At 68.3% G+C, this 18,684-nt stretch carries 15 protein-coding genes; 3 read left to right on the top strand and 12 right to left on the bottom strand.

The features are described 5' to 3' along the window. Positions 1-165 precede the first annotated feature (165 nt). From ACIRGA_RS34510 to ACIRGA_RS34500, 3 genes are read right to left on the bottom strand one after another with little or no spacing between them, the layout of a single operon-like run. A complete protein-coding gene (locus ACIRGA_RS34510) occupies positions 166-2,340 on the bottom strand; it encodes a xanthine dehydrogenase family protein molybdopterin-binding subunit (protein WP_400949402.1) in 2,175 nt (724 codons plus the stop codon). Continuing rightward, positions 2,337-3,299 (bottom strand): FAD binding domain-containing protein, encoded by a 963-nt coding sequence (locus ACIRGA_RS34505; protein ID WP_400949400.1) that lies wholly within the window; start codon positions 3,297-3,299, stop codon positions 2,337-2,339. Before ACIRGA_RS34505 ends, ACIRGA_RS34510 begins: the two co-directional genes overlap by 4 nt. Then, positions 3,286-3,738 carry a (2Fe-2S)-binding protein gene (locus ACIRGA_RS34500; RefSeq protein WP_400949397.1) on the bottom strand — a complete coding sequence of 151 codons (453 nt, stop codon included), beginning with the start codon at positions 3,736-3,738 and terminating at the stop codon, positions 3,286-3,288. Before ACIRGA_RS34500 ends, ACIRGA_RS34505 begins: the two co-directional genes overlap by 14 nt. Positions 3,739-3,961: 223 nt before the next feature. Here ACIRGA_RS34500 and ACIRGA_RS34495 point away from each other — a divergent pair, with 223 nt between their 5' ends. After that, the gene (locus tag ACIRGA_RS34495; protein WP_400949395.1) at positions 3,962-4,537 is read left to right on the top strand and encodes a TetR/AcrR family transcriptional regulator; all 576 of its coding nucleotides are present in this window, start codon (positions 3,962-3,964) and stop codon (positions 4,535-4,537) included. 41 nt (positions 4,538-4,578) lie between these two features. Here ACIRGA_RS34495 and ACIRGA_RS34490 read toward each other — a convergent pair whose 3' ends face one another. Next, positions 4,579-6,318, bottom strand: coding sequence for a pyruvate dehydrogenase (locus tag ACIRGA_RS34490; RefSeq protein WP_400949393.1), 1,740 nt, complete (start codon positions 6,316-6,318; stop codon positions 4,579-4,581). 70 nt (positions 6,319-6,388) lie between these two features. Next, a complete protein-coding gene (locus ACIRGA_RS34485) occupies positions 6,389-6,979 on the bottom strand; it encodes an isochorismatase family protein (RefSeq protein ID WP_400949391.1) in 591 nt (196 codons plus the stop codon). A 119-nt stretch (positions 6,980-7,098) separates the two neighbouring features. Here ACIRGA_RS34485 and ACIRGA_RS34480 point away from each other — a divergent pair, with 119 nt between their 5' ends. After that, entirely contained in the window at positions 7,099-8,055 is a 957-nt protein-coding gene (locus tag ACIRGA_RS34480; RefSeq protein ID WP_400949389.1) for a helix-turn-helix domain-containing protein, read from the top strand. A 448-nt stretch (positions 8,056-8,503) separates the two neighbouring features. Here ACIRGA_RS34480 and ACIRGA_RS34475 read toward each other — a convergent pair whose 3' ends face one another. Continuing rightward, on the bottom strand, positions 8,504-8,857 hold the full coding sequence (locus ACIRGA_RS34475; RefSeq protein WP_400949387.1) for an ArsR/SmtB family transcription factor: 354 nt from the start codon (positions 8,855-8,857) through the stop codon (positions 8,504-8,506). 266 nt (positions 8,858-9,123) lie between these two features. Here ACIRGA_RS34475 and ACIRGA_RS34470 point away from each other — a divergent pair, with 266 nt between their 5' ends. After that, the gene (locus ACIRGA_RS34470; protein ID WP_400949385.1) at positions 9,124-9,786 is read left to right on the top strand and encodes a hypothetical protein; all 663 of its coding nucleotides are present in this window, start codon (positions 9,124-9,126) and stop codon (positions 9,784-9,786) included. Positions 9,787-9,801: 15 nt separating this feature from the next. Here ACIRGA_RS34470 and ACIRGA_RS34465 read toward each other — a convergent pair whose 3' ends face one another. The 6 genes from ACIRGA_RS34465 to ACIRGA_RS34440 all read right to left on the bottom strand — a co-directional run bounded on the left by ACIRGA_RS34465 (position 9,802) and on the right by ACIRGA_RS34440 (position 18,165). Further along, the gene (locus tag ACIRGA_RS34465) at positions 9,802-9,951 is read right to left on the bottom strand and encodes a hypothetical protein (RefSeq protein WP_360085809.1); all 150 of its coding nucleotides are present in this window, start codon (positions 9,949-9,951) and stop codon (positions 9,802-9,804) included. A 107-nt stretch (positions 9,952-10,058) separates the two neighbouring features. Continuing rightward, positions 10,059-10,409, bottom strand: a complete 351-nt coding sequence (locus ACIRGA_RS34460; RefSeq protein WP_400949382.1) for a beta/gamma crystallin domain-containing protein — start codon at positions 10,407-10,409, stop codon at positions 10,059-10,061. Positions 10,410-10,572: 163 nt separating this feature from the next. Beyond that, positions 10,573-11,379, bottom strand: coding sequence for a type I methionyl aminopeptidase (gene map, locus ACIRGA_RS34455; protein ID WP_400949379.1), 807 nt, complete (start codon positions 11,377-11,379; stop codon positions 10,573-10,575). Positions 11,380-11,468: 89 nt separating this feature from the next. Continuing rightward, positions 11,469-12,839: a diaminobutyrate--2-oxoglutarate transaminase family protein gene (locus tag ACIRGA_RS34450; protein ID WP_400949377.1), complete on the bottom strand. Its 1,371-nt coding sequence runs from the start codon at positions 12,837-12,839 to the stop codon at positions 11,469-11,471. Then, positions 12,836-16,900 (bottom strand): Pls/PosA family non-ribosomal peptide synthetase, encoded by a 4,065-nt coding sequence (locus tag ACIRGA_RS34445; RefSeq protein WP_400949373.1) that lies wholly within the window; start codon positions 16,898-16,900, stop codon positions 12,836-12,838. The genes ACIRGA_RS34450 and ACIRGA_RS34445 overlap by 4 nt, the downstream gene beginning before the upstream one ends. Further along, a complete protein-coding gene (locus ACIRGA_RS34440) occupies positions 16,897-18,165 on the bottom strand; it encodes an aspartate kinase (protein ID WP_400949371.1) in 1,269 nt (422 codons plus the stop codon). The genes ACIRGA_RS34445 and ACIRGA_RS34440 overlap by 4 nt, the downstream gene beginning before the upstream one ends. Positions 18,166-18,684: the final 519 nt, after the last annotated feature.

Here is an 18,684-nt window from a genome sequence, read left to right as displayed (position 1 = left end):
GCGGGGCGGCGGGGGGGGGGGGGGGGGGGGGGGCGGGGCCCCCCCCCCCCCCCCCCCCCCCCCCCCCCCCCCCCCCCCCCCACCCGCACCGACCATGCCACGTTTGACTTACCCCTCAATAGACGCCGGCGAAGAGGTCCACGCCACCGCAGCCCTAACCCCTCACTAAGACTCCTCGAGGAGATCCTCGATCAGGATCGGAATGTGCCGGACCCGGATGCCGGTGGCGTTGTGGACGGCGTTCGCGACCGCCGCCGCCATCCCGACGATGCCGATCTCGCCCAGCCCCTTCGCGCCGACCGAGTTGTGCAGGGTGTCCGGGTACTCGACGAAGTGGACGTCGACCTCGGGGATGTCCGCGTTCACCGGGATCAGGTAACTCGCGAAATCCCCGTTGGCGAGTCGCCCGTTCTCCTCGATCTCCAGCCCCTCGTGCAGCGCGGCCGAAACACCCCAGATCATGCCGCCGACGATCTGGCTTCGCGCCGCCGTCGGGTTGATGATCCGCCCGGCGTCGAACACCCCGAGCATGCGGGACACCCGGATCTCGCGAGTCCACTTGTGCACCCGCACTTCGCAGAACTGCGCGCCGAACGAGCTGAACGAATGCTTCGTCAGCTCCTCGCCGGGCGCCGAAGAACCGGTCACGGTGAGCGCCGGCCGGTCCAGAGCCCGCAACAGCTCACCGAAGGTCATCGTCCGCTCGCCTGCCTGCACGCGACCGTCGGCGTAGGCGACTTCCATGCCTTCGAACGGCGCGCCCGGGGCCGACGCCAGTTCGAGCAGTTCGTCGATCGCCTTGGCGGCGGCGATCATGATGGCCGTCCCCGCGCTCGCGGTCGCGGTCGAACCGCCGGACATGCCTCCGGGCGGCAGGGCCGAGTCACCGAGCCGCGGCGCGACCCGATCCGGTGAGATGTCGAGCGACTCGCCGCCGATCAGGGAAAGCACGGTCAGCAGACCCGTTCCCGGGTCGGCCCCGCTGGTCGCGACCGCGGCCGTGTCGTCGGGCAGCAGGGTGATCTCGACCGTGGCCGGGAACCGCAGCGCCGGGAACATGGCGGTGGCCGTGCCCATGCCCACGAGCCAGTCGCCGTCGGTCCGCCCGTCGGGTGCGCGATCCGCCCAGCCGAACCGCTCCGCGCCCACCCGGAAGCATTCGTCGAGGTGCTTGCTCGACCACTGCAGATCCTTGCCGGGCGGAGCGGTCGAGTTGTTCCGCTGTCGCAGCTCGATCGGGTCCATGCGCAGCGCGACCGCGAGCTCGTCGATCGCGCTCTCCAGCGCGAAAGACCCGGGTGCCTCCCCCGGCGCCCGCATGAACGTGGTGGGCGGGATGTTCAGCGGCACCATCTTCTGGCTGATGGCCAGGTTGCGGGTGGCGTACCACTCGCGCGAAGTGCCGTGCGACGTCGGCTCGACGAACGACCGGTCCATGGGCGTGCTGCACCACGAGTCGTGCTGAAGGGCGTTGAGCGTTCCGTCGTGTTCCGCGCCGAGGGAGATCTTCTGCACCGTCGCGGCGCGGCCCGCGGTCGCGGTGAAGACCTGTTCGCGGCTGAGCACGGCCTTCACCGGCCGGTCCAGCGCCCTGGCCGCCGCCGCGGCCAGGAAGGCCGGGGTGGACGTATGGCCCTTGCCACCGAAAGCACCGCCCACGAAGGGGTTCACCGCGTGCACCTTCGACGGCTCCGTGCCCAGTGCCATCGCCAGCTCCGCCGCCTGGAGATCGGATCCCTGGTTGCCACTGTGGATCGTGAGGCCGTCGGCGCCCCAGACCGCGACCGCGGAATGCGGTTCCATCGCGGCATGGTGCTGAGTCGCGGTGGAGTACGTCGCCTCGACGACCACCGGACTCTCCGCGAGCGCGTCCTCGATCGATTCGACACCCTCGGCGAGGATCGCGAGGGACGATGGGCCACCTCGGCCTTCGGGCGCTTCTTCGGCCGAGGCGAGGCCGTCCTGTAGCGAAGTCAAGGCAGGCCGGGTCAGGTAGGAGACCTCGACCAGCATCGCCGCGTCGCGCGCCTGCTCGTAGGTTTCGGCGACCACGAACCCGATCGGCTGGCCGTAGTACGTGACTTCCTTGTCCTGCAACGGAACCCAGGTCTCACCCATGAACGGCGTGGCCGGGGTGTGCAACTCCAGCGGATCGAACGGCGTGTACACACCGACCACGCCCGGCGCACCCTTCGCCGCCGTGACGTCCATCGTGTCGATCTCGCCGTGGGCGATCGTGCTCAGGACGACGTAACCGTGCACCAGCCCGGGGAAGGTGTGGTCCGCCCCGTACTCGGCCCGGCCGGTGACCTTCAGCGGTCCGTCCACCCTGCTGGTCATGAGCGGCTCCCTTCGGTCAGTTCGAGCAGCGCGCGGACGATGGTCCGCCGCAGCAACGACGGCTTGAACGCGTTCCCGGCCACCGGGCGCGCGCCCTCGGCGGCCAGCGACGCGGCCTCCTCGAAGGCGGCGACGGTTGCGGGCGCACCTCGCAGGGCCCCCTCGACGGCGGGCAGCCGCCACGGCACGGTCGCCACGCCGCCCGCCGCGACCCGGGCGTCGACGATGCGCGAGTCCTCGATCCGCAACGCGACCGCCGCGGAGCACAGCGCGAATTCGTAGGACTGCCTGTCACGCACCTTGACGTAGGTGGAGTTCGACGCCCAGTCCAGCCGAGGGACCACCACTTCGGCGATCAGTTCGCTGGGCCGCAGATCGGTCTCGACCTCCGGGGTCTCGCCGGGCAGCCGATAGAAGGAAGCCAGCTCGACTGTGCGTGTCCCGGTCGCGCTGACCAGCCGGAGACGCGCGTCGAGGGCGACCAGGGCGACGGCGACGTCGCTGGCGTGGGTCGCCACGCACGCATCGCTCGTGCCCAGCACCGCGTGCATCCGGTTGGCGCCGGAGATCGCCGGGCAGCCGCTGCCGGGTACCCGCCGGTTGCACGGCATGGCGACGTCCCGGAAGTACGAGCAGCGCGTGCGCTGCATGAGGTTTCCGCCGATGCTGGCCATGTTCCGGATCTGCTGGGAGGCGCTGAGCAGCAGAGCCCGGGAGATCGCCGGGTACACACCGGGATGCCCGGCGATGTCGCCCATCCGCTCCAGCGCGCCGAAGCGGAGCCCGTCGGTGGTGTCGATGCCGCGCAGCGGTACCGCGTTGATGTCCAGAACCTGGTGCGGTGTCAGGACGTTGAGTTTCATCAGATCGACGAGTGTGGTTCCGCCCGCGAGGAAGGTACCGGGCGAAGCGACCGCGTCTTCGACGGTCTCGGGTGCGAGGAGCTCAAAGGGACGCATCGGCCCTCCTCGCCTGTTCGACCGCCGCGATGATGTTCGGGTACGCCGCGCACCGGCAGAGATTGCCGGACATGAACTCGCGGACGTCCTCGACGCCCTGCTCGACGGCGGCGACCGCCGACATGATCTGCCCGGACGTGCAGAATCCGCACTGGAGGGCGTCCTTGTCGACGAACGCCTGCTGGACCGGGTGCAGTCCGTCCTCAGTGGACAGTGCTTCGACCGTGGTCACCGGCTGTTTCACCGTGGCGGCCAAGGTGAGACACGAGAGCACCGGCCGTCCGCCGACGTGCACCGTGCAGGCGCCGCACTGCCCCCTGTCGCAGCCCTTCTTCGGCCCCGTGACGGCGAGCCGTTCCCGCAGCGTGTCCAGCAGCGTCACCCCGGGATCGACACTCAGGTGTTCCGTCCTGCCATTGACTTCGAGTGAGATGTCCACTGGATCTCTTTCCGCAGATCGTCCGGGCCGCGGCCCGGACGGCGTAGGTTGAGGTGGTGGGAGTCCGTTCGTGAAATGAAGCGGATAGTCATCCGCTTCATTTCAAGTTAGCGGATCGCGATCCGCCCGGCAAGGTCGATGCTCGCCCCTGGAGTCGCTCCAGGTTTCCCCGTCGTCTCGGCTACATTCAACCGGAGGACGGGATCGGCGGACAGGAGGGAAGATGACGACGGGTTCGGTCAATCCCCGGCGTGCGGACACCCGGCGCAACCACGAGCGCATCCTCGCCACCGCGGCGAAGTCACTGGCTTGCTCCGGCGAGGTCTCGTTCAACGCCATCGCGAAACAGGCCGAGGTCGGCGTCGGCACGGTGTACCGGCACTTCCCCACCCCGGAAGCCCTCATCCTGGCGGTGTACCGGCGCGAGGTGCGCCAGCTCGTCGAGATCGTGCCCAGCCTGCTCGAGAAGTACCCGCCGGAGCAGGCGTTCCGGGTTTGGACGACCGACCATCTGGCGCACTACATGATGACCAAACGCGGCCTTGCCGACGCCTTGCGTGCCGCGACGGCGTCGCGCGGAGAACTGCCGGCGGGGGCTTACCAGGACATGGTCCGCGCGGTTTTCACCTTGCTGCAGGCGAATATCGACGCCGGCACCGTCCGCGCGGACCTGGAACCCGAGACCGTCCTGCGTGGCCTGGGCGGCCTGCTGTACCTCGACCCGAAAGGCGAATGGCGGCGCGACGTCGCGAGCCTCCTCGACCTGCTCTGGCGAGGGATGGGCAACGACCGCACCTGACCATCCACAGTGGACGATCGTGCGAAGTCGGCGTGCCGTCCTCACGGTCGCGGGATGTTACGGAGGTTGGCGCGGGCGAGGTCGATCATCCGGCCGACCCCGCCTTCGAGTACGACCTTGCTCGCGGCCAAGGCGAAGCCGCCGAGCTGGCCGGCGGTGATATGCGGCGGGACCGACAGCGCGTTCGGGTCCGTCACGACATCCACCAGCGCGGGGCCGTCGTGGCTCAGCGCTTCCTTGAGAGCCGCGCGCAGCCGGGTCGGGTCGGTCACTCGCTCGGCGCGTAGTCCCGCGCCACTGGCGATGGCGGCGAAATCCACCGGGCGATGGTCGGTCTGATAGTCGGGGAGACCGTCCACCAGCATCTCCAGCTTCACCATGCCCAGCGAGGAGTTGTTGAACGTCACGATCTTGACCGGAAGATCATGCAAGGCGACGGTGAGCAGTTCGCCGAGCAGCATGCCCAGTCCCCCGTCGCCGGACATCGATACGACCTGGCGCCCCGGATAGGCGAACTGCGCGCCGATCGCGTGCGGCAGGGCGTTGGCCATGGTGCCGTGCAGGAACGACCCGATGACCCGGCGGCGCCCGTTGGGCGTGAGGTACCGGGCCGCCCACACGTTGCACATGCCGGTGTCGACGGTGAAGATCGCGTCGTCCGCGGCGAGTTCGTCGAGAAGATCCGCGGCGAATTCCGGGTGGATGGGGATATGGCGTTCGACGTTGCGGGTGTAGGCGTCGACGACCTGTTCCAGCGTTTTGCAGTGCTCCCGCAGCATCCGGTCCAGGAACGTGCGGTCGTTCTTGCGCCGCAGGAGCGGCAACACGGCGCGCAGGGTCTCCCGCACGTCGCCGTGCACCGCCAGTTCCAGCGGGGTGCGACGGCCCAGCCGGGTCGCGTCGTGGTCGACCTGCACGGTCCGCGCCTGGGGAAGGAAGGAGTCATAAGGGAAATCGGTGCCGAGCAGGATCAGCAGATCCGCGTCGTTCATGGCCCGGTAGCAGGCGCCGTAGCCGAGCAGTCCACTCATTCCGACGTCGAAGGGATTGTCGTACTGGATCCACTCCTTGCCGCGCAGGCTGTGGCCGACCGGCGCCTGCACGGCCCCGGCCAGCTCCATCACCTCGGCGTGTGCGCCGCGCACCCCGGCACCGGCGAACAACGTGACGGTCTCGGCGTCGTTGATCAGCTCGGCGAGCCGTGCCACCTGCGGCTCGGGTGGCACGACCGTCCCGTGCTCGGTGACCGGCGCCCCGTTGCCGGTGGGCGAAACGGCGTCCAGGTGCGCCACGTCGCCAGGCAACACCAGCACCGACACCTCGCCACGGGACACCGCGTGCTGCATGGCGATCCGCAGCACCCTCGGCATCTGAGCGGGCCCGCTGATCTGCTCGCAATAGCCGCTGCAGTCGACGAAAAGCCGTTCGGGGTGGGTCTCCTGGAAGAACCCGGTCCCGATCTGACCGGACGGGATATGCGAGGCGAGTGCGAGAACCGGGGCTCCCGTGCGGTGCGCGTCGTAAAGTCCTTGCACCAGATGGGTGTTGCCGGGGCCGCAGCTGCCGGCGCACACGGCGAGCCGTCCGGTCAGCTGGGCCTCGGCGGCCGCCGCGAACGCGCCGGCCTCTTCGTTGCGTACGTGCACCCATTCGATGCCCGGGGTCCGGCGGATGGCGTCGACGATGGGGTTGAGGCTGTCTCCGACCACGCCGTAGATCCGTTCCACCCCGGCCTGGACCAGGACTTGGACGAACTGCTCGGCGACGTTGGGCTTGGCCATCACGACCCCTTCGAAACTTCGGCGGCGAGAACACCTTCATGATCCACGTGCACGCGCCGCTTCGCAGGGTCTAGCCGAGCTCCGCCGAGGAGCCGACGACGACGGCGTAGAGATCGCCGATCGTGGCGAGCGCCGCCCGATGCTGGTCCGCGGCGGTCACCGGGCCGGCGACGGACGGGAGCGAGCGCGTGGCACAGGCGGCGGCCACCACGGTCGGGGTGTTCCCCCGCAGGAACGCGCCCTCCGCGGTGAACGTGACGCACATATGGGTCATGAACCCGGCCACGACGACGTTCTGGTGCCCGGCGGCGTCGACCAGTTCCCCCAGGCGGGTCCCGACGAACGAGTTCGGCGCGGTCTTCACCACGATCTCCTCACCCGGGCCGGGTGCGACGCGCTCGTGGATCCGGCCGATGTCCTGCTGGAGGTCGTACGGACTGCCCTCGCCTCCGTCGTGCTGAACGTGAATGACCGTCGCGCCCTCCGCCCGGGCACGCGCCAGCAACGTGGCCGCCTCGTCGAGCGCCGCTTCCCAGCCGTCGAGCTCCATCACGCCTCGCGTGTAGGTGTTCTGGTAGTCGACGAGGATCACCGTCGCGTCGGAGAGCGCGGCGGGCGTCGTCGGCAGAGTGCTGATCTCGCGGAGAGTGGTGCTGGTCATCGTGTTTCCTTCGCTTTCCGTCGGTACGGCTACCATCATGGCTGACCCGATTCGATATCGAGATACGGATTCGGGTCAGCCTTGGTCGAGATCGGCCGACATCACGGGAAGAGGGATCGATGAACGCTCCGCGAGTGGCCGTCCTGGCGTTCGAAGGGATCAGCCCGTTCCACCTCGCCGTGCCGTCGCTCGTGTGGGGCCCGGAATCCCCGACCGGCGAAATGGAGCCGTGGCCGCTCACGGCCGTCGCCGTCGAGCCGGGCAGGCTCACCACGAGTGCCGGATACGCGATCGACGTCCCCGCTGGTCTCGACGCCCTCGCGGATGCCGACATCGTCGTCGTGCCGTGGTGGTCCGACCCGGAAACCTCGACGCCAGCGCCCGTCTCGGCCGCACTGCGGACCGCGCACGAACGCGGAGCACTCGTGGTCGGGCTCTGCCTGGGGGTCTTCGCCCTTGCCGACGCCGGCATCCTCGACGGGCGCGCCGCGACCACCCACTGGCAATGGGTCGAAACCTTCCGGAGGCGCTTCCCCTCGGTCGAACTGCGCCCCGAGGAGCTGTATGTCGACGAAGGCGACGTGGTGACCGGCGCGGGTGCGACCGCCGGGATCGACACCTGCCTTCACCTGCTCGCCCGCACATCCGGCCAGGTCGTCGCGAACCGCGTCGCCCGCCGGATCGTCGCGGCACCGCATCGTCCCGGCGGTCAGGCCCAGTTCATCGAACTTCCCGTACCGGCCGCGGACGAGGATCCGCTCGCCGAGGTGATGAGCTGGGCGCTGTCCCATCTGGGCACGCGGCACAGCATCGACGGCCTCGCCGCGCGGGCGCATATGAGCCGCAGTACGTTCACCCGCTCGTTCCGCGCCCGCACCGGGACCACCGTCCACCACTGGCTGGTCGCACAACGGCTCGCGCGGGCGCGGCAGCTACTCGAAACGACCGAGCTCGGCGTCGACGCCGTCGCCGCACAGGCGGGCTTCGGCACGCCCGCCCGGCTTCGCGAGCATTTCGCCACCGCGCTGGGCACGACACCGACCCGCTATCGGATCGAGTTCTCCGCTCCGCGCTGACCAGCCACGTGGCGAGTGAGAAATCCTTTTCTCACTCGCGAGGAGAAAGCGGAATCAATATTTCCGCAAGCAGGGTGGCACACCGAGCGTGCACCCCGGAAAGAGGCATGTCCTACACTTGCTTTTCGCATCGGTGAATGGCTCACCCCCAAGGGTGAGCTCTATCGAGTGCATTGCCCAGCGGAACTGGATCGAAGAAGCCGTTCCGAGGCAAGATGGCCCGGGCACGAGGACTGGCGCGACGGAGGACCATGTGGAGCTGTGCGGAACCCCCATCTTCGACTCTCTGGTCGAGGAGACCAGGAGGGCGGCCGCCGGAAATGGCGCGCACTCCCGGGACGGCGAAGACCATTCCGAATTGAGCGAGCAGCGCACTGACGCCGGCCAGGAAAGTAAATGACGATCAGCGCGCGGCCATGAATATCCGAAATGGCCCGATCGGCACATTTCATCCCGAATCAGGTGAATGCGCCCCGGCGGAATTCTGCAGATCGTCGAGTAGCTCCAATTGGCCGGTGATCACCCCGGTCAGAATCCCGCGCGCGACGGCGAGCAGTTCGGCGACCGACGGACTGGTCAGAGAGTAGGAGACGGTCGTGCCGTCCTTGCGCGGCACCACCAGGTTGGCCCGGCGCAGGACGGCGAGCTGCTGGGACAGGTTGGCGGGCTCGATACCGAGGTCGGCGAGCAGCTCCGAGACCTGATGGTCCCGCTCGCTGAGCAGCTCGAGCACGCGGATCCGGACAGGGTGCCCCAGCGTTTTGAAGAACTCCGCCGTCGCCTGATACAGGGGGCTGTTCATCGGCATCCCTTCCCCGCAGACCCTGCCGTCCGCACCCCCTTGATCGTGCCCGAAAACCAGGGTCGCCGAACCTCACCCCGCATAGAACGGCCACGACCACACCCGATCAGGGCACAACTCGCGGTTCTTGAGCACCACCGCACATCCATTAATTGCATATTTATGCAAGTCTGCATATCAGAGAAGGTGAGAACACCTGTGAGTCACGGCATGCGGGATTCCGCGAGCCTCTTGTCGAGCCCCCGGTCTGTCACGAGGAGCGGACGGTGACCACACGCCACTCCATCCCCACCGCGGCCGCCCGGGCCCATCTGGCCCTCGCCGCGCACTCGGCGGAACTGGCCGATCTCGCGGCGAACGCCGCCCGGGAGGACGGGCACTCCACCCCGGACCACGCGAGCCTGATCGGGATGGCGCAGCAGATCGTCGAAGCGGCGGTGGTCGCCGCACGCCTCGACGGCAAGACTTGGCAGGAGATCGCATGCGGGCTGGACGGGGAGACGCCGAAGTCCGCGCGAACCCGGTACTGGCCCGCGGTCGCGCGGTTCCGGGCGGATCCATTCCCCTCACAGGACTCCCGGCACGAGGGCGTACCAGAACATACGGAGCAGGCGGCCTTCCATCTTCGCCGGCTGCCTACCCCGGACCGACGTTCCGACACACCCGCCGAGCCCGCGGCGGGAACGACTCGCTCGCCGGCCGGGCACCTCGCTCTGGTCGCGATCCCCGCTGAGCAGGGCGGAACCGAGCCAGGGCGCGAACCGGCGGCCGCGGACGCCCGGCTGAAGATCGCGGAACGGCTCGTCGCCGCCTACGAGCGGATCGCGACCAACGACCGGCAGCCCCCGCAATGGATCCTCGACGGCTTGGCTCATGCTCGCCGCACAGCCGCGGAACTCCGGGTCCACGCGGGCACGCCGCCTGAATGACCTCCGCGCGGGAAGCTACACCGAGGTCGCGAGACCGGCTTCGCGATCGAAGTCGTGCTCGTCCTCCGCCTGCGTCCGCGACACCATCTTCGCGACCAGGTCGAAGATCGGCGTAGCTTCCTGCGGGAAGGTCACGCTCTGCTGGTTCGCGCTCTCGGCGATCATGAACTGCTACTCCTCGGGGGTGACGACTACAGCGACTGTTCACTCTAACGGCCGCGTCTTGATCACGGGCCGTATCCGGAGTTTTGGTCGCTCTCCCGAGGCGACCGTCACCAGATGCGCACCTCGTACACCCGGACGGTCCCGGCGAAACCGACGCCCTGCCAGTATCCGAGGGTCGACGATTCATACCGGCCATCGCGCTCGTAGTTGACCGTCACCTTGTTGTTGCCCGAGTAGATGTTGTAGACCCCGCCGATGTTCGTGCCGGTGACGCCGCCGTTCGCGAAGCACCGGTTGGTGCCCATCCCGTTGCCGAACGAGATGTCCAGCTTCACGAAGTCGTCCCTGTTGCCGCAGGCGACCTCCCCGATGGCGAAGGCCGGGCTCGCCGGAACCGCGACGAGCAGACCGACGGCGGCCGCACCGACGACCGAAAGCCTCTTGAGACCCTTTCGCATGATGGCTGGATTCCTTCCTCGCGGGGATAGTCGCCCGGCTGGGCGGAAGCGAGACTATCCACGCAGGAGCGGCGAAGGACGAAAATCCGGGGAGGCTGCCTGTTGCGGACATCCACGCTGTCCGAAGAGGCAACCGAGGTGCCGAAGATCACCCCCGGCGTGCTCAAGAACCCTTTGCGGACAAGCGATCGGCGGTGGTCTCGTACTCGCGGCGGGTGAGCACCAACGGGTCGCCTTCGGTGATGGCCACCGTGTGCTCGGAATGGGCCGTGCGCGAACCGTCGGCGGAGCGGATCGTCCAGCCGTCGTCGTCGAAGACGATCCGGTCGGTCGTGCGGGCGAACCAGGGTTCGAGCGCGACGGTCAGCCCCGGTTGTAGTTTCAAGCCGCGACCCGCCTTGCCCTTGTTGGGAATGTGGAGTTCCTCGTGCATGGTGCGGCCGATGCCGTGGCCGCCGAACTCGGTGTTCACCGGATAGCCGTAGTCACGGGCGACCGCCCAGATGGCCGCGGAGATGTCGCCGAGGCGATTGCCCGGACGCGCGGCCTCGATCGCGGCTTCCAACGCTTCCTCGGTGGCGCGAATGATCCGCGAATCCTCTTCGGCGGGCGTCCCGACGATGATCGTGCGCGCCGAGTCGGCCGCCCAGCCGTCGATCTTCACCGCGAGATCCGCGGTGAGCACGTCTCCGTCGCGCAGCGTGTAGTCGTGAGGCAACCCGTGCAGGACGGCGTCGTTGACCGCCAAGCAGATGACGTTGCGGAACGGGCCTCTGCCGAAGGAAGGCGCGTAGTCCCAGTAGCACGACTCCGCCCCACGACGTTCGATCATGCCGCGCGCGTGGTGTTCCAGGTCCATCAGGTTCACGCCCACGTCGGCGAGGTCGCCGACCTCGGTGAGCACCTCGGCGACGAACCGCCCGGTCACGTGCATGCGCTCGATCTCGGCGGGCGTCTTCAGTTCGATCATCGGATCCTCGTGTCACTGGCTGGTATTATTATACCGCCACCCTAGCATTGGGCGGTATAATAATACCAGCCGCGGTGATCGCCGCGTTCCTACTGTTCCGGGCCGGAGCGCTCGATGGCGTCCAGCAGGATCGCGCAGGCGAGTTCGATCTCCTCGGCGGTCACGGTGAGCGGCGGCATCAGGCGGATCACGCTGTCGTCGCGGCCACCGAGTTCGATGATCAGCCCGTGTTGCAACGCGTAGGCCTGCACGGCGCGCGCGTATCCGCCCGCCGGACGGCCATCGCGTGGATCGGCCAGCTCGATCCCCCACATCAGGCCGAGGCCGCGCACCTCACGGACCCAGACGTCGCCGCGCAGGGTGTCGAGCAGTTGTGCGAGCTGGCGCCCACGCTGCCGGACATTGCCCAGCACGTCGTCACGCCGGACGACGCGGACCGCCGCCGCACCGGCGGCGAACGCGGCCTGGTTGCCTCGGAAGGTGCCGGTATGCGCGCCGGGCGCCCAGCCGTCCAGCCGCCGGTCGTAGAAGATCACCGCCACCGGAAGTCCCATCCCGCTCAAGGCCTTCGAAGCGATGATCACGTCGGGCTCGATGTCGTAGTGCTCGAACGCGAACCAGGTTCCCGTGCGGCCGCAACCGGTCTGCACCTCGTCGACGACGAGCGGGATGTCCAGCTCCGCGGTCAGCGCGCGGACCCGTCGCACGAAATCGCGGTCCGCCGGGATGATCCCGCCTTCGCCCTGCACCATTTCCAGGATCACCGCGGCCGGCAGCGGAATGCCGCCGTTGGGATCTCGCAACGACCGTTCCAGCAGGCCGACGCAGTTGGTCTCACAGGTGTCCCGCGCAAGACCCACCGGGCACCGGGCGCAGTACGAGTACGGGAAGAAGTGCACGCCGGGCATGCCGTTGGCGATCGGCCGTTTCTGGGCGACGAGACCGGTCAACGCCATCGCGGCGTGACTCGAGCCGTGGAATCCGCCCTGGAAGGACACCACGTCACCGCGCCCGGTCGCGGTCTTGCACAGTTTGATCGCGGCGTCCACGGCGTTGGCACCGCCGGGGCCGCAGAAGTGCATCCGCATCCGCGAGCGCAGGCCCGGCGGCAGCATGGACAGCTGGGCGTCGACGAACTCGCGTTTCGCCGGCGTCGGGAAGTCCAGGCCGTGGGTGAGTACGTGCAACTGCTCGGTGGCCGCGTGCACCAGTTCGGGATGGTTGTGTCCTAGGGAAAGCACACCGGCGCCCGCCAGAAAGTCGACGAAGACGTTCCCGTCCATGTCCCACAGGTAACTGCCCTGCGCGCCCGCGATGGCGATCGGCAGGTGGCGCGGATACGCCCGTGCGCTGGACTCCCACTGTCTCTGGTGTTCGAGGAATTCGGCCGAGCGCGGGCCGGGCAGTGCGCCTTCGACGCGAGGTGCCAGTTCCGGTCTCGCCGTGGGGGTGCTGGTCATGGCAGCCTCCTTGCCGCGGTGATCTCTTCCGCCGTGTCGAGTTCGACAGCCGGATTGGCGTGCCAGCGGGTCCGGGCCGGTGCCGTGGTGCCCTTCATCAGGAAGGCGTCCGCTTCGGCGATCGCACCGTCCGCCATCGTCACTCCATAGTGGACGAAGGAGCCGGTGCTGAGGGTGCATCCCGCGCCGATGCCGATGTAGTCGGATTTGAACGTGCCGTCCTCGAGCGAATGTCCTTGCACGACGGTGTGCAGGTTGAGCACGCAGTCGTCGCCGATGCTCACCAACGACCGTTCCGGGATCGCGCATCCGTCGTCGAAGACGCGCCGGCCGATCCGGACGCCGAGGCGGCGCAGCAGGAAGGGTTTGAACGCCGTCCCGTTGAACATCGCGAGGTAGCGGGCGGGACTGAGCTTCCAGAATCGTTCGTGCCGCCAGAAAACCGGATCGTAGATCGAGCAGAATCTCGGCCGCAGCGCCCGGAAGCCCTGTACGGCGAGTTCCGCCAGCATCAGGTACGCGACGGAGAACACCAAGGTCGCCACGATGCCACCGCCGACGGCGAGCGGGCCGAGCCGCTCGTGCAGGACACCGGCCGCCGTGCCGATCAGCAGTACTCCGAGCAGGTGCGACCAGTGCACGAGCAGGTAGACGAGGATGGTGACGGTGTTGTGGCGGTTCTTGGCCCGTAGGCCCCGGCGCAGCGCGTCCCCGGTGCCGAGGTGCTCGAATCCGGTGTCGCGGCGGACGGTCCGGGGGATCTCGAACGCGGGCGACCCCAGCAGGCCGACGTCCTCGCGGACCGGTCCGTCCAAGGGAACGAGGACCTTGGTGGCCAGCAGGCAGTTCCGGCCGATCCGCGCGTCCGGCGGAAAGGCGATCTCGTTGCCCAGGAACGCCTCCGGCGCGACGGACGTCCTGCGCAGGCGGAACGACGAGGCGGAGAAGTCGGCGTTCAGCATCGACAGGCCGTCCGAGACCATCGTCCCGGTGCCGACCGTACTGAGGAACGGCGTCTCGTGCTTGACCTCCACCCCGAAGTTGGATCCGGTCTGCTGGACCTTCGACAGGTCGTATCCCAGCGCGCGCAGGTAGTACACGATGTAACTGCTGTCGCCGAACAGGTACGTGTACGCACGCATGTTGGTCAGCCGCGCGATCAACCGCTGGAGCGCGAAATGCCTGCCGTAGAGCGGGTAGACGCGGTCCGGCCGGAGGAACAGGCCGAGCAGGCGCGGGATCACGACGACGACCACCAGCCCGGCGAGCAACGCCCCGAAGTACAGCAAGGCCGAGTCGGCGATCCGGCCGCGATAGAAGGCCCAGCTCGTGAAGTCCGCCGTCGTGGTGAGCCAGCGATCGGCGAACACGTCCGCGCCGCCCAGTGTCACCGGAAGCGTCACCAAGAGCAGGAGCAGGAGGCTGGACGCGCAGAACACGATCGGCCTGAGCCTGCCGCGCGCGACGGTTCCCAGCGCTCGGTAGTCCACAGTGGAGAGACGTGCGGGTGACCCGTGCCAGCTCTCGCCATCGGGGACGGACTGGCCCGCGTTCAAGGACGAGGAGTGACCGAGTTGCGCGTCGCGGCCGAGTGCCGTGTCGATGTCGAGCACCGTCATCTCACCGACGAAGGCGTTGTCTCCCACCGTGACCCGGCCGGTCTGGATCCGGCCGGCCCTGGCGCGGTAGCAGGAGAAGTACGCGTCCTTCCGGATCACCGCCCCGGCGCCGGCGCTGAACAGATCGGTGCAGACCGGCGGGTTCCGCGAGAGGATCACCGCGCCTTTGCCGATGTCCGCGCCGAGCATCCGCAGGTACCACGAGTACAGCGGCGTCCCGACGAACAGCATCAGCGGGCTGAACCTGACCAAGGTCCGGACCGTCCAGAAGCGCAGGTAGCCGACGCTCCACAGCGGGATCTCCCCCGGCTTCCACCGGCCGACGATCACCCACTTCGCCAGAACCGGCACCACGGACAGGATGACGAAGACGACGAGCCCGAGTCCGGTGGCGCGTGCGTAACTCTCCGCGAAACCCGTCGCGGCGGAGATCCAGCCGAATCCGGCGTCCAGAATCCAGCCCGTACCGGCGGCGTAGGCCAGGAAGGCCAAGACCTGGAACACTCCACAGAGGACGTACGCCACGCTCGACGCCCGGCGTGGTTCTTCGGCACGAGCGACCGTGACGGGAGGCGCGGCGGTGGTCAGCTCGGCGAGACCGCGAACGGTCGGGTTGAGGTACACGTCCCTGGCCGACAACGATGCGACGTCACCGCGTTCCCGGACCACGGCGCAGAACTTGGCCAGCAGCAGGGAGTCGGCACCGTAGTCGTCGAAGAAGTGCCCTGTCGCCGAGATCCGCTCGATCCCGAGGACGCCGCCCAACGCCTCCGCCAAGTGGAGTTCGGTCTCGGTGGCCGGTGCCACGTAGCCGACGTCGTTTCCCGCTCTTCGTGGACCGCTGGGCGCCGGGAGATGCCGGCGATCGGCCTTGCCCGCCGGGGTCAGCGGGATGTGGTCGAGCCGTTCGAGGTAGGCGGGCACCATGTAACCCGGCAGCAGCTCCGCAAGGCGACGACGGAGTTCGCCGGGATCGATGTCCGCCTGGCCGCGTCGCAGGCTGTAGTAGGCGACCAGTTCGACGGTGCCTGGTTCCGGACGATGGGTTTCGACCACCGCCTGGGCGATTCCCGGGATCTGGAGGAGGACCGATTCGATCTCGGTGAGCTCGACGCGGTAGCCACGGATCTTCACCTGGGTGTCGGCACGGCCGTGGTACTCGATCTCCCCGTCCGGGGTGATCCGGCCCAGATCACCGGTGCGGTAGATGCGGCGGGACGGGTTCTGCCCGATGCCGAGGAAGTCCGGGATGAACGCGCGCTCGGTCAGGTCGGACCGGTTGAGATATCCCCCGGCGAGCCCGATCCCGGCGATACCGATTTCGCCCAGCTCGCCCGCGGCCAGTGCCCTCGGCTCGTCCGGGTCGAGGATGACGACCGAATAGGTGGGCAAGGGCACGCCGATGGTCACCGGCCGATCCGGCCGAAGCACCGACCACGTCGCGGTGACCGTGGCTTCCGTCGGGCCGTAGACGTTCAGGAACCGCCTGTCGGGCCGATACCAGCGGCGCACGAGGTCTTCGGGGCACGCTTCACCGGACACGAGAAGGAACCTCAGCAGCGGCAGGTCCTCGTCGAGGCTGGCCAGCAGGGTCGGGACGCAGCACAGGGCGGTGATCCTGTTTTCCCGCAAGAATTCGAGGAGATCGTGGCCGACCAGGGCGGCGCCGCCGGGTTTCGGCACGAGCGTCGCGCCGCTCAGCAACGGCACCCAGATCTCCTCGACCGAGAAGTCGAACGCGATCGTCATGCCCTGGTAGACCCGGTCGGTGCCCTGGACGCCGTAGACGTCGGCGGCGACCAGGACGAAGTTGCAGATCGAGGCGTGGTCGATCGTCACGCCCTTCGGCCGCCCCGTCGAGCCGGACGTGTAGACGACGTAACAGAGTTCGTCGGCCGGAGTGCCGCGCTCGGCCGCGCTGAGCCGCTCGCCCGGCAGCGCGGCGATGCGATCCGCGTCCTCGTCGAGACAGACCAGATCGACGCTGCCCGGCCCGAACCGGTCGCGCAACGCACCGGTCGACACCACGAGCCGGACGCCGGCGTCCTGGACGATGTAGGCCAGGCGGTCGTCCGGAAAACCCGCGTCCAGCGGCACATACGCGGCGTTGACCTTGAGCACGGCGAGCATCGCGACGTAGGGATGAACCGGTTCGGCGAACAACAAGCCGATCCGATCTCCGGGCCGCGCCCCGTGTGCGCGCAGGTGCCGGGCGAGCCGATTGGCCCGCTCGTCCAAGCCGTCGAAGGTGAGCTTCTCGCCCTCGGCGTCCACCGCGAGGCGGTCACCGAGGCCGTCGGCGCGCAACCGGTCACAGAGCCGCTCGTACAACTGCTCGAGCCGTTCGCCCGCCTGCCATCGAACCCGCTGGTCGTGACCGTCGCAGGTCAGGACCAGGCCGTCGGTGGTGAACTGGCCCGACGGCTGTCCGTAGGGGCTCATGTCCTGTCCACCGCCAAGCCGAACGAGTCGTGCAAGGCGCGGACGGTCGTGTCGACGGCGTCGGCGGGGATCACGGCGGTCAGGCGCGACTGCGACGTCGTCATCGCGGGCACCGTGACCCGATGGTCGGCGAGGACACGCAGCACCTCGGGCAGGAAACCGGGCGGATCGAGCAGCGCGGTACCGACCACGGAAACCGAGCCGAGCTCCTCGAACACCGTGGAGCGGGCGTCCAGCTCCATCGCGAGCCGGGTGATCGGCGGGCCGAGCGGCTCCGACCCCCGGACGGTGAACCGCAGTTCGCCGGGATCGGGCCAGCTCAGGTTGTCCGGTCTCAGCCCACAGCCCGCCAGCGTCGCGAGTACGCGCGCGTAATGGTCCGGGCCAGAGGACGAAACCTCGACCCGGACCAGCCGCACGTCGCGCTCGTGCGCGATACCGATGACGCGGGGGGTGCCTTCCAGTGACTCGTCTTCGTCCGTCACGACGGTCGACGGACCGGGGGCCGACGCGTGCGTCACCCGGACCGCCACTCCGTGACGGCGCGCGAGCTCGACGGATCGGGGATGCAGTACCCGGGCGCCGAGCCCGGCGAGCTCGACCATGGCGTCGTACGAGATCGTCCGGACCGGCCGGGTGTCCCGCACGATCCGGGGATCGGCCGTGCGAACGCCGTGCACGTCGGTCCGGATCTCGCATTCGGCACCACCGAGCGCGGCCGCGAGCGCCACCGCGGTGGTGTCGGAACCACCTCGGCCCAAGGTCAGCAGTTCGCCGTCGGCGTCCCGCCCCTGGAAGCCGGCGACCACGACGACCTGCGCGTCACGCAACCGGGCGACGATCTTGCCGGGGTCGACCCGCACGATGGTCCCCGCTCCCGGTTCGCCCGCGACCTCGATCCCCGCCTGGTCGCCGGACAACGAGACGGCCTCGATCCCGCGTTCGGCCAGTGCCATGGCCAGCACCGACGCGGACACCTGCTCACCTGTCGCCATCAGCTGATCGAGCTCCCGGGGTGCGGGCGGTTCGGCGAACTCCCCGGCCAGCGCGATCAACCGGTCCGTGCTGTCCCCCATCGCCGAGACGACCAGGACCACCCGATCTCCCGCTTCGGCGATCGCGGCCACCTCGGCGGCCACCTTGTTCACCATTTCCGCTGTGGCCAGCGACGAGCCACCATATTTTCGTATGACCAGACCTTCGCTTCGCGTCTTCGGCAAAGGCGGGTCGGGGTCGACATCGAGTTTCGGGGAAGAATTCACCATTTTCCTTAATAGGTCGCCATAGTGGCCGAATTCTCGGCTGGATATACGACAGAGTTCGGGAGTGCCTGCCGGACAAGATGCCCTGGCTGAGATGACAGGTTTGAAAAGTAGTGCGGGACACATTCCACGGGTACCTCCGTAAGTACCAAAGATCGATGGCCCGTTTCTCGCAGGCCATAACCCTGCGACAGTGCGCAAGGTTATGGCGGCAAACAGCCGAGTTCGATGGAATTAGGTCAGAAGAATGATGTATTCGCAGTCACTTCGAAATTCGGGAAAACGACCGCGTGACAAAACGGAATGAATTCCCTCACTCGCCGGACATTACGAGATCCTTTTACGTGTCCAACAGCCGGGAGAAACCCGTCAAAATGACCATGGCGCACTCGGCGACCGAAATGCACCTTCCCGCTCGAAGTGGGGGGAGGGGCCCCGCCGAGGGGGTGGCGCGACGGGGCGGGGCGGGGGGGCGAAGGGGTGGCGGACAAGAAGGTATAAGAGGGGCGGGACGCCCAAGCA

It is taken from the genome of Amycolatopsis sp. NPDC102389, from assembly GCF_044765885.1.
Taxonomy (GTDB): Bacteria; Actinomycetota; Actinomycetes; order Mycobacteriales; family Pseudonocardiaceae; genus Amycolatopsis.
Note: the sequence above shows the minus strand (reverse complement) of the source record. Positions and strands in the feature narration are given on the sequence as shown.